The 16,040-nt window shown below is 63.1% G+C and carries 7 protein-coding genes; 2 read left to right on the plus strand and 5 right to left on the minus strand.

Annotation, left to right across the window (positions count from 1 at the left end; genetic code table 11):
• Positions 1 to 9: 9 nt before the first annotated feature.
• Positions 10 to 1,782: an adenylate/guanylate cyclase domain-containing protein gene (locus EN857_RS09735; RefSeq protein ID WP_127309700.1), complete on the minus strand. Its 1,773-nt coding sequence runs from the start codon at positions 1,780 to 1,782 to the stop codon at positions 10 to 12.
• A 239-nt stretch (positions 1,783 to 2,021) separates the two neighbouring features.
• On the opposite strand from EN857_RS09735, the gene EN857_RS09740 reads away from it, so the two are divergent.
• Both EN857_RS09740 and EN857_RS09745 read left to right on the plus strand, forming a co-directional pair.
• Positions 2,022 to 5,321, plus strand: coding sequence for an adenylate/guanylate cyclase domain-containing protein (locus EN857_RS09740; protein WP_127309699.1), 3,300 nt, complete (start codon positions 2,022 to 2,024; stop codon positions 5,319 to 5,321).
• Between the two features lie 18 nt (positions 5,322 to 5,339).
• On the plus strand, positions 5,340 to 6,020 hold the full coding sequence (locus EN857_RS09745) for a redoxin domain-containing protein (protein WP_127309698.1): 681 nt from the start codon (positions 5,340 to 5,342) through the stop codon (positions 6,018 to 6,020).
• A gap of 596 nt (positions 6,021 to 6,616) precedes the next feature.
• On the opposite strand, the gene EN857_RS09750 is transcribed toward EN857_RS09745, so the two are convergent.
• The 4 genes from EN857_RS09750 to EN857_RS09765 all read right to left on the minus strand — a co-directional run bounded on the left by EN857_RS09750 (position 6,617) and on the right by EN857_RS09765 (position 15,842).
• On the minus strand, positions 6,617 to 8,917 hold the full coding sequence (locus EN857_RS09750; RefSeq protein ID WP_127309697.1) for an AGE family epimerase/isomerase: 2,301 nt from the start codon (positions 8,915 to 8,917) through the stop codon (positions 6,617 to 6,619).
• A gap of 400 nt (positions 8,918 to 9,317) precedes the next feature.
• On the minus strand, positions 9,318 to 10,745 hold the full coding sequence (locus EN857_RS09755) for an HlyD family type I secretion periplasmic adaptor subunit (RefSeq protein ID WP_127285033.1): 1,428 nt from the start codon (positions 10,743 to 10,745) through the stop codon (positions 9,318 to 9,320).
• The gene (locus EN857_RS09760) at positions 10,732 to 13,383 is read right to left on the minus strand and encodes a type I secretion system permease/ATPase (protein ID WP_189340381.1); all 2,652 of its coding nucleotides are present in this window, start codon (positions 13,381 to 13,383) and stop codon (positions 10,732 to 10,734) included. Before EN857_RS09760 ends, EN857_RS09755 begins: the two co-directional genes overlap by 14 nt.
• A gap of 101 nt (positions 13,384 to 13,484) precedes the next feature.
• Complete coding sequence (locus EN857_RS09765; RefSeq protein WP_135858495.1) at positions 13,485 to 15,842, minus strand: glycoside hydrolase family 16 protein; 2,358 nt, start codon at positions 15,840 to 15,842, stop codon at positions 13,485 to 13,487.
• Between the last annotated feature and the right edge of the window lie 198 nt (positions 15,843 to 16,040).

A 16,040-nucleotide genomic window follows, 5' to 3' on the forward strand; every position in this document is an offset into this window, starting at 1 on the left:
ACTCACCTGTCATTGCACAATGCCGGCTTTGCGGAGCCCGTCCACCATGCGCTCGAAATCGGCAGGGTTCTTGTAGGGCATGACTTTGCGACGGTATTCCAGCGAATAATCTGGATTGACGCGAAGCACTTCCTCCCATGCCGCGCGGGCCTCGGCGAAACGGCCCAGCTGGCCGTAGCAGGCGGCTAGAAGCGCGCGCGAGACGTCGGTGACGGCATTGCGCGCCAGCCGTTGCATCAAAAGGTCAATGGCCTCTTCGTACCTTCCAAGTTGAAACTGCGCCAAGGCCTGGAAGTGCAGAAGCACGTCCGGAAAGTATGGATTCAAGGTCTTCCCTCGGGCGAAACTCTCGAGGGCCTCCTCGGATCTGCCCGAATAGTGCAGCGCCTCGCCGAGGATGACGTGCCCTTCGGCGAAGTTCGGATTGAGGGCTAACGCGCGCTCGGCCTCGTTGATGGCGCCATCGTGCCGTCGTGTGTACAGCTTGGTTATAGCCAGCGCCCAGTGCGCCCAGGGATCGCTGTCATCCAGCGTTACCGCTCGCATTGCTGCCTCTTCCGCTTGCGCCATCGATTCCGGCGGCGACGCGCTCCATCTGTTCAGGTAATCGAGCCCGTGCGTGAGCGCGAGGAAAGCGTGGGCAGAGGCAAACGCCGGGTCCAGTTCGATGGCACGTTGCAAGAGGTTGCGGGCTGCGAGGTTCGTCTCCTTCGTCAGCTGGTGCCAGAGTTCCCGGCCCCGCATGAAATAGTCATACGCCTCAGTGTTGCGCGAGTGCTCGGGCGCCAGCCGCTGACGGTCACCCTCGGTCAGATTGAGCGCCAGCGCTCCGACGATCTGCTGCGTCACGTCGTCCTGCACGGCGAATATGTCGGTCAGGTCGCGGTCGAACCGCTCCGCCCAAAGATGGCCGCCCGTGGTTGCATCGATGAGCTGCGCGGTGATGCGCACCCTGTTCCCCGACTTGCGTACGCTGCCCTCAAGCACATGCCGCACGCCGAGCTTCGCACCCACGTCCTGCACATGGACGTTCTGGCCCTTGAACGTGAACGACGAATTGCGGGCGATGACGAAGAGCTGCGACAGTTTGGACAGCGCCGTGATGATGTCCTCGGAGATGCCGTCGGCGAAGTAGTCCTGTTCGGTGTCCCCGCTCATGTTGGCGAAGGGCAGGACGGCGATCGACAGCTTCGGCGGCGCTGCCGTCGCCGGCCGGCCCGTCGCGGTTTCCGGGGCCGCGGCCGCCTTGGTCGCGGCGCTGCCGACTTGCAGCGAATAGACCCGGATCGGCTCGGCGATGTTCTTGAGCTGCGTGCTCCCGAGATCGCTGACTGAGAGGTCGAGCCTCGCCTTGACCTGGCGATAGGCATCCTCGGACAGGCAGATGGCGCCGGGCGACGCGACGCCTTCCAAACGCGAAGCGATGTTGACGCCGTCGCCCATCAGGTCGCCGTCGCTTTCTTCCACCACATCCCCCAGATGGATGCCGATCCTGAACTCGATGCGGCGGTCCTGCGGCACGCCGGCATTGCGCTCGACCATGCCATTCTGAACCTCGACGGCGCAGCGCACGGCATCCACCACGCTGCGGAACTCAACCAGCGCCCCATCCCCGGTGCGCTTGATCACCCGCCCGTTGTGCACCGCGATGGTGGGATCGATCAGGTCGCTGCGCAGTGTCCGCAATCTCGCCAAGGTAAGATCTTCGTCAGCGCTCGCGAGCCGGCTATATCCGACCACATCTGCCGCCAGGATTGCCGCTAGCTTACGATTCTCGCTCATGGTCCGTCTCCTCGTCTCCACGATAGCAGGAAGACGCAGGGCAAGAGGGAACTTTCGCAAAAGACGGCGACACAGCTGCCGGAGTCGGCAGCGCTCTGCCGCCGGACGCACGGGTCGTTCGATGCCCATTTGCGCTGCCGCTTGCTGGTCGGCTTCTATCGGTTCATGCTTGTGAATACCGTGGCCGTGAAGCGCTTGGCGAGATCACGCCGCCACGGCCGCGAGTGAGGTCTTGCTCCATGGACTGCTCAGGCTGCGGTTTCGAGGTTGAAAGCGGTTTCGCTTTCTGTCCGAAGTGTGGCAGGCGCCAGCCCGTGCCATGCGGCAGTTGCGGCTACCTCTGCGCACCGGATTTCGAGTTCTGTCCGAAATGCGGGACAAGCCTCGGCGCGCCGGCAAAGCCGGTCGAACGGCCTGCTCCGACACCAAGCCGAACCCTTGAGCCGCCTTCTCGACCTGCGTCGCAGCCTGCGAAGGTCGAGAGCGAAGAACAGCTGCATCCCGTCTCTGACGCCGATCGCCGGACGGTAACGGTCCTGTTCGCCGACCTTTGCGGCTTCACGACACTCAGCGAGCAGCTCGACCCCGAGGTCATGCAGACGCTGCAGAACGAACTGTTCAAGGAATTGACGGCGGCCGTGCGAAGCTTCGGTGGTTTCGTCGACAAATTCATCGGCGATGCACTGCTGGCTTTGTTCGGCGCACCGGTCGCGCATGAGGACGATCCGGAACGCGCGCTTCGCGCCGCTCTCGACATGATCGCCAGGACGGCGCGGCTCGGCGAAAGCGCCCCCCGTTCCGGCTCGCCTCTGCTGCTCCACATCGGCATAAACACTGGTCCGGTCGTTACCGGAGGATTGGGCATCGGCGCCGCCAAATCCTATTCGGTGACCGGCGACACAGTGAATACGGCGCAACGGCTGCAATCGCTGGCCGCACCGGGCGAGGTGCTGGTAGGCGAGCTCACCCACAGGCTGACCCGGCATGCCTTCTCTTACGAGTCGCTGGGCGACGTCGTGCTTCGCGGCAAGGCTGGCAGTGTGCTCGTCCATCGACTGGACGCACCGCTTGCGGCGCCGCGTGCAGCGCGTGGGCTCGAGGCGCTCGGCCTCGGTGCGCCTCTAATAGGTCGCGGTGCCGAGCTCAATAGAATGCTGGCGAGCCTTGACCAGGCGTGCGGCGGCTCGGCCCAGCTTGTCCGCCTCGTCGGAGAAGCCGGTATCGGGAAATCGCGGCTGGTGAAGGAGTTCGTCGCCCGCGTCGGCGACGAGGATCGTTTTCGCAACGTCGCCGTGCGGCAGGCCACGTGCTCACCGCTGGGCGAACAATCATTCGGCGCCTTGGGCGCAGTGGTGCGCAGCGCTGCCGGGATGATGCAAAACGACAATGGCGACGAAATGCGGGAGAAGCTCGCAGCCTTGCTTACCGATCTCGGCCTGCAGGGCGAGGAGGCGAAGCGGCTGATGCCTTTGCTCTACCATGTGCTTGGCCTTGGCGACCCCGATGCCACCCTGCAGCATGTCGAGCCCGAGCAGCTGCGGCGGCAAATTCTCTACGCAGTCCGCACAATCATCGAACGGCGGCTTGCCTTGTCGCCGCTGCTGATTGTCGTTGAAGACCTGCACTGGGCCGACGCCGCTTCGCTCGAGGCACTGCGTTTCGTGATGGATAAGTTGGAACGCACGCGGTTGATGTTGCTGGTCACGCATCGTCCGGCGCCGGACAACGACCAGCTCGACTCAAGTCGGGTCAGTCACACAGCGCTCCGGCTTTCGCCGCTCAACAGCGATGACGGACGCGGATTGCTGGCGGCGCTTTTCGGCGAGAGCTGGGTGAGCTCGGCAGGCGGACTTCTCGACCAGATCCTCGAGCGTGCGGGCGGCAACCCCCTGTTTGTAGAGGAGATCGTTCGCGGTCTTATCGATCGCGGTGTCCTGGTGCGCGAGGGCCAGCGATGGCGGACTGTGGCAGGCGAAGTCGCAACCGGCATTCCCGCCACTATCCAGGCAATGCTGCTTGCCCGCGTCGACCGGCTGCCCCCGGAGGTGCGCCGGTTGGCCCAGGAAGCCGCGGTGATCGGCCCGCGCTTCGATGCCACACTTCTGAAAGCCGTGACAGCCGACCCCGGCCGCCTGGAAGCGGGCTGCGAACTGCTTTGCGATGCGGAAATCATCGAGGAAGTTGTCGGATCAGGATCGGTCTCGTCGCAAAGCTATCGCTTTACGCAAACATTGCTGCAGGACGTGATCTACCAGAACCTGCTCCTGCAACGCCGGACCGATATCCACGGGCGGGTCGGTACAGCCTTGGAGCAACTGTGCGGCGACAAGCCGGAACGGCTCGAGGATCTGACCGCGCTCGGTCATCATTTCGCACAGAGCGCCGAGCGGGAGAGGGGCGCGCATTACCTGCAGGCGGCGGGGGATCGCGCTCGCACGATATACGCCAACGACGACGCCCTTCGTTTCTACGAGCGAGCACTGACTGCATTGGGCGAAATAGGGCAAACACCGCTCAAACTGGCAATCGCAGAGCGCGTCGCCGATCTGAGCGGCCCGTTAGGCCGTCGCGACGTCGCGCACCAGCACTACGAGACGGTGCTGCAGGCATATCGCGCGTCCGCCGATCGTGTCGCTTCGGCGCGGGTTTTGCGTAAGATCGGTCGGCTGCTCTGGGACGTCGGCAAGCGGGACAACGCAGTATCCCGCTATGCCGAAGCGGCAGCGCTCCTCGATGGCGCGGATGCTCCGGTCGAGCAGGCGCATCTCTGGCAAGAACGTGGCCGACAGGCGTTCCGTAGCGGAGATCACGCCCTCGCGGCGAAATGGGCAGACGCGGCGCTGGATTGCGTCGGAACTCTGACAACCGAGCATGTCTCCGAGGTAGGGCGCGATGCCACCCTTGTGACCGCCGAGGCACTCAACACCAAGGCTGTCGCCTTGGCTCGTCTTGGGCGAGACCGCGAAGCCGTTAGCCAGGTAGAGCGTAGCATTGAATTGGCCGAAGCCGCCGGCCTGCTGGGCACGGCTTGCCGCGGCTACACCAATCTCGGCGTGCTTTACACAACCATCGATCCGACAAAGGCGATGGAGGTCTGTCGGCGTGGCCTCGAAGTGGCGCGCCATATTGGTGATTTGGGCTTCCAGGCGCGCCTCCTCGCCAATCTGGCGGTCGCTTGCTGTACTTTCACGGATCGCTGTCCAACGGAGGGCGTGCCTGCCGCCGAGAAGGCCATCGAGATCGACCGGGCGCTCGACCAGCGCGAGCACCTGTCGGTGCCGTTAATCGTGCTAGGGCAGATCCACCAGTGCAACGGCCGTCCGGAACTGGCGGTTGGCTTGTTCCACGAAGCACTGGGGGTAGCCCGCGAAACGGGCGAACCGCAACTGCTGTTTCCGTGCTATGATGGTCTCGCAACGCTTAATCTCGACCTCGACAATCTGGCCGAGGCCGAACGCTACTTTTCCCTGGCGCAGGGTATATGCGCCCAGCACGGGCTCGACCCGGAAGGGCTTGTGGTGCTGCCTTTTCTCGACTAGCCGGGGTGGGAGGTTGGAATGTCAGCGCGCATTGACTTGATACCGCTTCAGCCGGGCGACCGTGCGCCGAACGTGATACTCGACGCCATCACCCACGAGGGCAAGATTGCGCTTGACGACTTTCGCGGCCAAAAACCGGTGCTGGTCGGCCTGTTTCGAGGTCTGCACTGCGCGTTTTGCCGGCGCCATATCGCCGCCCAGGCGCGGCTCGATCCGGAACTGCGCGAAAAGGGCGTGGGGAGCCTGACGGTGGTCAACACGCCCATCGAACGGGCGCGTCTCTATTTCCGCTACCACCCGATGCCGAACCTGCTTGCGGCCTCCGACCCTGAACGTGCTTCACATCGCGCTTTTGGCCTGCCCAATCTCGAATTCACCGAAGACGAGACGAATTGGCCCTACAAGGTCTCGATCGCAGCGGCAAAGGATATGCGGGTCAACGTACCGGGCGAGTTGCCCGGTCCAATGGATCCTTTTTCGGCCAGCGAAATCCTCAACAACAAGGACCAGTACGAAGTGACCGAAGCCGACGAGCAGATGATGGCGACCGGACACGGACAACTGATAGGTCAGTTCCTGCTGGACCGGCAGGGCATTGTCCGCTGGAGCTTCACCGAGGTTCCAGAGGGTGGGCGACACATGTTTGGGGCGCCAAGCCCGCAGGAACTGATGTCAGCCGTGTCGCAAGTCGCCCAATAGACTTGCGAACGAGGTAATGCTCGCTTTCGCCCTAGCGATGTCGTCGGTGCATCGGCCTGGTGTCCGGTGGGTTTGCGCAAAGATTTTGCATTTTGTGCGCGTGCCAACCCAAGCCTCCCGAAATACCAGATATTTGTAGTCTTGGAGAATCGAGATCAACTCGTCGGCCTGTGGCGGACGGCCCGAACACTGTTCGTCCTGATTCCGATTGTCGAATAGGCTGGCGGAGTTGTCGCAGACACGGCGGCGGCTGCGGGTTTAAGGCGGCCCAGCAGACGCGGGTACGAGTTGGGTGGCCGCTGGGCCTAACCAGCGTCTTTTGGGGGGCGCCGGCTAAGCCCGCATCTTATTCATTTTCCTGCAATTGCTAATTTAGCAAAAAGGCGGATGCTCGTCGTACTACCCATCGGAACGGCCCGATCTCGACCGGAATTCGTGCTTGGCGAACGCGTGCCGGCAGCCAGCCGGAGCTCGTCCCTTTGGATGATGCCTGTTTGGAAGCCGAGCTGTCGCTGCATCCGCCTGGGCTCGCGGAATGAAGGCCGCGTCTCCCCGGCAATCGCCTCGGCTCGGCAATGCATGCCGGGCCGTTCGGGTCAGGCGTTGACCTGCCTGAGCGAGGCCTTGCCCGTATCCGAAACTGGCATTGGGAAGGGCTCGACCTGTCCTCCGGTCTTGTCCAGATACTGCATCAGCGCGGTGACCAGATGGTAGAAGATGCTGGCCGGGACCTCCGTCGCCGCTGACCTGCCGCGCTCGTCGATCCTGTCGACCCACAGCCCGAGCGGCGCCGGATCGATATGCCATCTGAAGAGGCGGGCGACACGCGCTTCGATCTCGGGTTTCAGGTCGGGTCCGCCAATGCCGTCCAGGGCGACTGCCGCCTTGACCGCCTCGCATTGCGGCCAGCTTCGAGAGAGCCGGTCGAGGGGGATCCCGTGCCGCGACACGGCAGCATAGGCCAGACCCGTGGCCCGGTTCAGTCCGCTGGCGACCGCCGACGAATAGAGCTTCCTCGCATAGGCGACCAGGTCCTTCTGCCCGCTCGCCCGGGAGAACTCGACGAGCAGCGAGGCCCATTCGAAATGATGCCCTGGTTCGGTCCACTGTCCGTCGTCGCCCGGCAGAGGCAGCCAGTCGACGTCGAAACGCTCCCCGAGCGTCCAGCTCTCCTGGTCGAAGAAATGGCACCGGAAGAGATCGATGACGCGCGCCGCCCGGCGCAGATAGGCGCGGTCGCCGGTGACGTCATGCCAGGCAAGGAAGGATTCCAGCATGTGCATATGCGGGTTCGAGAACCGCACTCCGTTCCAGCCGGGGCTCTCGAGGAAGCCATTCAGGCTGCCGTCCTCGAGATGGTTGTCGATGAAACCAAATGTCTCCTGGGCAAGCCGCAAGGCGTCGCCATGGCCGCATCGATGAGCGTGGGCAAGCGCCAGCAGCACGCAGGAATGGTCGTAGGCGTCCTCCGCCGGATCGGCCACGCTGCCGTTGCAATTGAGGGTGCGCACCCAGCCGCCGCGGTCGCTGCGGCCGTGTTTGGCGATGAAGCCGATGCCATGGTCGATGAGCCTGTCGGCCGGTCCGTCCCAGCCGCGTTCCTTGGCCACCGCGAACGCATAGATCTGGCGCGCCATCGTGCGCATGCGCTTGGGTTTTCCGAGCGCCCTTGCATCGAAACCGAGCGCCTCGTGGAAGCCGCCATGCACATCGTCGACACCTGCCGTCGACCACAGCGGCAGGGTTTCCTCGAAGAGCCAGTGCTCGACGCGCTTGCGCCATGATCCGCTGACAATGACGCGGTCTTCCGACGCCGTGAATTTTGTCTCGAGGCGTCCGCTCTTCTCCAGCTGTTCGACGACCTTCTTCACGTTCTGGCTGTGGCTTACGGGCGCGACGAACACCGCGTCAGGCGTGGCCACCACCGCCACATCCTTCATTCCGATGACGGTCAGCAGCCTGCCCTGGCTGCGCAGGTAGGAACTGTCGCAATCCATGGCGACGACATCGCCCATCACGACGTTGCCGTCGCGGTCGGTCGGGCTGGCTTCCAGCAGCGATTGCCACGATCCAAGGTCATTCCAGCGGAAGGAGGCCGTGACCATCGCGATGCCGTGGGCATGCTCCATGACAGCGTAGTCGATCGATGTCGACGGGACAGCCGAGTAGAAGCCCTGCGGCAGATAGATGCCGGAAATATCGGCCCGTGCGGTCTTATACGCCCGCTCGGCGCCGTCCCAGATGTCGGGCCGGAAGTCGAGAAACGCTTGCCGCATCGTGTCGGCGCGAAACAGGAAGATGCCGGCGTTCCAGTAGAAGTGTCCCGAAGACACATAGTGGCGGGCGGTCTCGGCGTCGGGTTTCTCGACGAAACGCGAGACGGCGGCCACCCCGTCGCCATTCGCCGACACCTCGACGTAACCGTACCCGGTTTCGGGATGTGTCGGCTTGATGCCGAATACGACGATCCGTCCCGACGCGGCCGCCGGCCTGCCCGTCTCGACGGTTTCCCAGAATTGCCTTTCGGTGGATATCTCATGATCGGAGGGGACCACGAGCACAAGCGCATCGCCGCCATGCTCGGATATCGTCTGCAGCGTGGCGATCGCGACCGCCGCGGCGGTGTTGCGGCCTACGGGTTCGAAAATCGGTCTGCCGCCATTGAGGCCGAGCGGACCGATGTCCGACACAAGGCGGTCGGCATGCCGCTCGGACGCTATGAGGTAGATGGGCGTCTCGCCATCCGGCCGCGCCTTGAGGCGCCGGACCGTCTTCGCTAGCATGGAGCCGTCGCCCGAAAGATCGTGGAACTGCTTGGGGTTGTCTTCGCGCGACAGCGGCCACAGCCGTGAGCCGACGCCGCCGCTCATGACAAAACTTACGATCCGGTCCGGCATGTCCAGTCCCTCTCGGGCTCCTTTTCGGGGCCTAGGTGCCCGAACCACCAACCCGCGTCGTGTTCCCGAAAGCCGGTGGCCCTGGTGGGCGCACTGGTCTCGAAAGCGAGCGTGTTCAACCTAGCCTGGCCGACTATGTTCAGGGCCACGGTTTCCCCTCCGCACTTCTGGGCGGAATCCTAGCACGCTGCCGAACCCAAGGCCTCTTCATGAATTGGGGGTAGCCCTTGGTCCGCACCCACTCATCCAATAGGAGCATGCCTGCCGACAGCCGAGAGGATACGTCGCGCATCCTGCTCGGGCGCCGACGGGAAGGGTGGGCTACAAGGATGGCGGACCGCGCCGCGTTCTCTTCGGAGCGTGACGGGCCCGACGGAGGTTCGTCGTCTGGAAGCCGGCTTTACCGCTCGCGTAGCGATTCCTGCTGATATTTCGCCAGAGGCGAGAGGAAGTAGCCGATGATACTGCGCGTGCCGGTCTTGATCTCAACCGTCACCGCCATGCCCGGACCGAGCTTGACGAGCTTGTCATCCACCTGCATGTCCGTACGGTCAAGTGAAACGCGTGCGGCATATTGGAGTTCCTGATCTCTCGGCTCGCTGTCGCTCTGCGCTGCGCCCGACGCACGGTCGTTCGACCCGGTCGGTTGCCGGTCGCGAACTATGGCATCGGATGACACGCTGACCACTTCACCATGAAGAAGCCCGTAGCGGGTGAAGTTGAATGTGTCGACCTTGATTTCCGCCATCTGTCCCGGATGGACAAATCCGATGTCTCGGTTGGAGAGCATGGCCTCGATCTCGAGATGGCTCTCACTGGGCACCACCACGGCCAGTGGCTGAGCGGGCGTCACCACGCCTCCCACCGTATGAACGGCCAGTTGTTGTACGACGCCATCGACCGGCGCGGTCAATTGTTGGAGCTTCGTGCGCCGCTCAGCCTTGATCACTTCTTGCCCAGTGCTCGCAGCTCTCTGCTCGGCTTTCGCGAGCGCCTCATAGGTCGCGCGCCGGTACTCCGCGGTCGTCTTTTCCCTCGTTTCCCTTAGCAACGCGATGGCTGCGTCGGCTTCGCGCAGCCGGCTCTGCTGCAGGTTGAGATCCTGTTGAAGGCCGACCAACTCCTGATACTCGGAGAGATAGAGGACCTTCGAGGCAAGTGCCTTGTCGACGAGCTGCTTTTGAATGTCGACCCGCTCCTGCAGCAGCGGTATCGTCGCCTCGAGCTTCGCCCCGCTCGCCAAAGTGGTCGATCGTTCCGCTTCTTTCTGGGATTGCTCGCGATCTATCTCGGCGAGCTTGGTGTTCTGTTCGGCGAGCTGACTGACCAGATACTGGCGGTGCATCTCGATCTCCGCTGCGCTCGCGCCCTGCGGCGGCCGGAAGGCCGCAAGAGGATCCTCCGCGAGCGCCGCGCGCAGCCGCGCGACGTCGAGTTCGGCCGAAAGGAGATCGCTTTTCTGGCGCTCCTGGTCGGCGTCCGCCATGGTCGGGTCGAGCTCGATCAGGACGTCGCCAGCCTTTACGCTCTGTCCATCGCGTACGTTGATGGCGCGGACGACGCCCGTGTCGAACGGCTGGATCAGCTTGGTGCGCCCGCCTGGCACGATCTTGCCCGTCGCGGTTGCGACGATATCGACTGTGCCCAACCACGCCCACGCCAGCGCGAAGCAGAAGACCGCGATGATACTCGCCCCGATCGCGCGCCCGATCGGCGACGGCGGCGACTCGGTGATTTCGAGCGCCGCTGGCAGGAACGCAACTTCGTGCTCGTGGCGACGAAGTTTGACTCCCGGAAATTCGACGATGTTTTGACTAGCGGACTTCATGGATGCCAGCCTGCAGATAGTGGAGGTTTGCGTAACGCCCGTTCGAGCGGATCAGGTCTTCATGGGTACCGTCCTCGACGATGCGGCCATGCTCGATCGTGATGATCCGGTTCGCGTGACGCACAGTCGAGAGCCGATGAGCGATGACAAAGACGGTCCGGCCGGCAGAAATTCGCTTCATGTTCTGCTGAATGGCGCGCTCGCTTTCGTAATCCAGGGCGCTGGTCGCCTCGTCGAGGATGAGGATGCGCGGGTCCGTAATGAGTGCCCGAGCGATTGCCACACGCTGGCGCTGCCCGCCGGAAAGACTGCTACCGCGTTCGCCGACGACGGTGTCATAGCCCTCTGGCAGCTCCAGGATGAAATCGTGAGCACCGGCGAGCGATGCCGCAGCAATGACGCGCTCCATGGGCATGGCCGGATCAGAGAGCGCGATGTTCTCGCGAATGGATCGGTTGAAGAGCACGTTCTCTTGCAGGACGACTCCGATCTGGCGTCGAAGCCAGGTCAGGTCTACCATCGCCAGATCGACGCCATCGACCAGCACGCGTCCACTCTCCGGCACATAGAGCCGCTGTATCAGCTTAGCAATGGTGCTCTTGCCGGAGCCCGAGGAGCCCACGATGCCGATGACCTGACCGGGCTCGACGCTGAACGACACGTCGTGCAGCACCTCGGGGCCGTCGATCCGGTAGCGGAAAGTCGCGTGCTCGAATGTCACCCGCCCGCGGATCGCCGGCAGCGCGGCGCGGCCAGGATTGAAGCTTGGCTCGGGAATGGTGTTGAGGATATCGCCCAGACGATCGATCGACAGGCGAGCCTGATGGAAATCCTGCCAAATCTGCGCGAGCCGCAGCACCGGCATGCTCACGCGTGATGCCAGCATATTGAATGCGACGAGTTCGCCGACGGTCAGGTCGCCGCCGATCACGAGCTTGGCACCGAAGTACAGGATTGCGGCGACGACCAGCTTGTTGATCAGCTGCACCGCCTGGCTCGCAGTATTGTTCAGGCTCAGCACGCGAAAGCTTGCGGTCACATAGGCGGCGAGTTGCTCCTCCCAGCGGCGCTGCATCTGCGGCTCGACCGCCATGGCCTTCAGCGTCTCGACGCCCGTGACGGTCTCGACGAGGAAAGCTTGATTCTCCGAGCCGCGATCGAATTTCTCATCGAGGCGCCGGCGAAACAGTGGCGCAGCCCCCGCGGAAATGCCGATGTAGAATGGGAACGACGCCAGAACGATCAGCGTCAACGAGGTCGTGTAATAGAACATCACGGCAAGGAAAACGACGGTGAAGACGAGATCGATGACAAGCGTGAGCGCCGAACTCGTCAGGAACTGGCGGATATTTTCGAGCTCGCGGACGCGTGCAACCGAATCCCCCACGCGGCGTGTCTGGAAATATGCGATCGGCAACGCCATCAGGTGACGAAACAGCCGGGCGCCGAGCTCGACGTCGATGCGGTTCGTCGTATGCGCGAACAGATAGACGCGCAGCGTGCCGAGAACAGTTTCGAAAACGGTCAGCGCGACGAGACCAGTGACCAGAACATCGAGCGTGCTCATGCTTCGATGCACGAGCACCTTGTCGATGATCACTTGGAAGAACAGCGGTGAGAGAAGGGCGAAAACCTGAAGGAAGAACGACGCGACAAGCACTTCGCTGAGAAGATAGCGGTACTTGTGGACCGCGCCGAGGAACCAGCCGATATCAAACCGTCGAGAGAGATCCGTCAGGGCCGCGCGCCGGGTCATCAGGATGATGCCGCCGTCCCAGATGGCCTCGAACTCGGCCTGGGTCATTGTGATGGGTTGCGGCGACGATGGGCGCTGAACGAGGAGCTTGTCGTCGACAACTTTGCCGAGGATCAGGTATCCACCGTCCCGAAGCACGGCGATTCCAGGCAGCGGAGTAACCGCAAGCCGATTCCAGTTTGTCCTCTGTGCCTGAGCCTTGAGTCCAAAATCTTTTGCACAGCGCAGGATTTCGGTAACGCCCACTGGCGCCGCGCCCATCCGATGCCGGATCTGGTCTGGGTCGGCCGCGATGCCATGGCAACGCATCAATATCGCCAAGGCAATAAGCCCTGAATCATCGCCGCCTTCGGGTGCGGTGCTCGCCGCCTCGACGGCCGTATCGCGTCGATCGGCGAACCGCGCAGGCAACACGGTATCGCGGGCGCGGCGTACCAGATCACGCCCGCGGGTAGCCATGCCGGCAAGGGCATGAAGCGCCCGTTGCGCAAGGTTCTGTGATCCGGCCAGGATCAAACGGCCGTCCCAGATTGCCTCGAATTCCTCGCGCGTGAGCCGCTTCGGCCCTGACAAGGGCGGATGCAGCACAACCGCTCCGTTGTCGTCGACCTTCCCGAGAAGCAGAAACCCGCCGTCATGCAACGAAGCGATGCCAGGCAGTCGGACGCTCGCAAGTTGTTTCCAATGTGTCTTGCGCGAACCGACCTCAAGCCCGAGCGAGCGGGCGCAGCGAAGCATCGCGCGGATGCCGATTGCACTGCCGCCGCCACAGCGCTCGCGGATCTGGTTGAGTTTGGCGTCTACGCCATGAGAGCGCAGGAACAGAGCCAAAGATCGAAGTCCCAGGTCTACGGCATGGGTATTCTCGTTCTGCATCGCCATCTTGGCACAACCCTTCGCGGATACGTCCGCGTTCCATCCCCCTTGCATTCACAAACTTGACGGCGCCGCACCCAGGGCCGAACCCCCGGGTGCGGCGGCGATCAATGTTGCGGTCTGGTCAGGTACGAGTCGTGATTCCAATTGCCTCCATTATTCGACAAGGAAGCCACGATCTGGCCGGGATCGACCGGGCCGGAATTACCGGCCAAGTACTGGCTCAGCAGCGCAAAGCTCTGGCTTGCCAGCGACGCTCTGGCTGTGCCGGTCGCAAATGGGTGATCCGCCATGGCGGTGTTTTGGGGCGCCAAGGTTCTGGTGGCGCCGGCGACCAGGTCCCTGTGCTCGTTCAGCAGCGCAGAGCCCTGGGCTGCCAAGGACCGTTGCCAATTGGCGGGAGCAAGCTTGCGATCCGTATGGGTGACCGCCAGCGACGACGTTGTGATGGTCGCAGGCCGAGGATCCGTTACGGCGATGGTCTGCGGCGAGGCTGTTGCGACGGCGCCGGTGACCGGGTCCTTCGCCGTTGCCGTCAGCGTCAGCGTCGCCACCGGATGAGCCGCGCCCCTGTAGTTCGATTGCAGCGTCAATCCGCTGTCGACCTGCGCTGCCGTCAAGGTGATGTTCTTGCCACTAAACGTCTTACCATCGAGTTTGTCGGTGATCGTCTCGTACCTCGGCAAGCCCGTCACCTTCACGGTCACGAGGTCGTTGGGGTCGGTCGTTGTCACCTTGACCCCGAGGTCGACCGTACCGCCCAGCCCGCTCACGTCGAGCGTTTTGTCAGCGATGGTGAGGACCGGCGCGATCACTGACGGGGTCGTTGGGGTTGTTGGGATGGTGGGGGTTGTAGGGACGGTGGGGGTCGTTGGGGTGGTTGGGGTTGTTGGGGCTGCCGATGACGTCGCGATCTGGAGACCGGAGAACGTCTTCACCGCGGCCGCAAGGTTCGCAGCGACACCGCCGGCGTCCTTGATGCTCGCACCGTTCGGAAGATTGACCCCGGTGATGGCAAGTGCCGAGGTACTCGTGTGGGTCGACGCGACCGTGATGCGGAAGTTGAGCGCGCTCGTTCCGGAGCCGCCCACATAGGTGGCGGTCGCGCCATTGTTGAGCGACAGCGTCGGCGTGCCCGATACCGCCACGGCCTCGTTGAAGCCGAGTGTCAGCGTGACCGTGTCTCCGACGTGCTCGGTGCCGGTTCCCGGCGAGGCTGTGGCCTGCGTCACCGCCGGCAAGATCGGATCGATCTGGAGCCCGGAGAACGTCTTCACCGCGCCCGAGAGGTTCGCCGCAACACCGGACGCATCCTTGATGCTCGCGCCGCTCGGAAGATTGACCCCGGTGATGGCGAGCGCCGAGGTATCCTTGTCGGTCGAAGCGACCGTGGTGCGGAAGGTGAGCGCGCTGGTGCCAGAGCCACTGAGATAGCTGGCCTTTCCGCCGTCATTGAGCGACAGTGTAGGCGTGCCCGTGACGGTCACGGCCTTGTTGAAGGCGACCGTCAATGTGATGGCATCGCCGGCATGCTCGTTTCCCGTTCCCGGCGAAGCGGCGACCTGAGTCACCGCCGGCTGGACCGTCGGCGTCGTCGGGGTCTGGGTCGATGACGTCGTCGAGGGAGTGACGTTGGCGCCCGTGACGGTGTCGCCGCTGCCCGCCTTCTGATAAAGCTGAACCCCGTCGATCAGCATTTGCATCGACGATGGGGTCGAACCATCCAGAGCCGTATGCCACCCGCTCGCGTTGTCATTCGCGACCCCCAGGTTCATCATCAATTGCATCGGCTCATCCGGGATCGCGACCTGGGCGCTGGTCACTTGCGCCATCTGTTTGCCGTCCAGATACCAGGTGATCGATTCACCGGGCACCCAGTTGATGCCGTAAGTGTGGAAGCCGCCCGTGAGGTCGATGCCGCTGTCGATAGTGTCGCCGACCCACCCTGATGGCCCGTGGAGGTGCCAGGAGAAGTTGTTGTCAGCCGACCCCGAACCGGTAAATCCACCCTCCTGTATGTCGAGCTCGAAATTGTCGCCGCTGCTGCCCGCGCCATCGCCGGGCATCAGCCAGAGGCCTGGCCATGCGCCGTCGCCGCTCGGCGCCTTCATGCTGATCTGAAGGTAGCCGCCGTTGAATTCAAAGTTGCCATAGCTGCTGACGGCGCCGGACGTGATCGGGAATGTCTGTGACACCCCACCCTGATTTACGCCGTTGATGGCCTGTTTGATCGCCGTGAGATCCAGGTACCCGTTGCTCACCGACACCTGGCTCGGCATATCGTAGTCGGCATTATATGGGCCGCCCGGCGTGCTTCCTCCCGACCCATTGCTATTCCATGCCCAGCCGTCGGCGGCATTGCTGGTGATGTAGGTATTCCAATCGCTGCCGAGCGTCGTGCCGGAGAAGTTTTCCTCGTAGACGAGGTCGCTGGAAGTATAGCCTGCGGGGGCGGAAAGAGTCATTCCGAGATCCTTCTTTGGCGCTGAAAAAAATAGAGAACTCCACTGCCGCGCATCGCCAAGCTGCGCGACATGTCGCCTGCTCGCAGTCAGGCACTGCGAATGGATTTCAAAGTAACTGAGGTTTGGAAGGCCTCGCACTAGACATATTGTCGAGCGAGCCTAACGTCGAACGCATCATCGGTGGCGGGTTTTGTCGAC

Source organism: Mesorhizobium sp. M4B.F.Ca.ET.214.01.1.1 (assembly GCF_004791545.1).
In the GTDB taxonomy this organism is placed as follows: Bacteria; Pseudomonadota; Alphaproteobacteria; order Rhizobiales; family Rhizobiaceae; genus Mesorhizobium; species Mesorhizobium abyssinicae.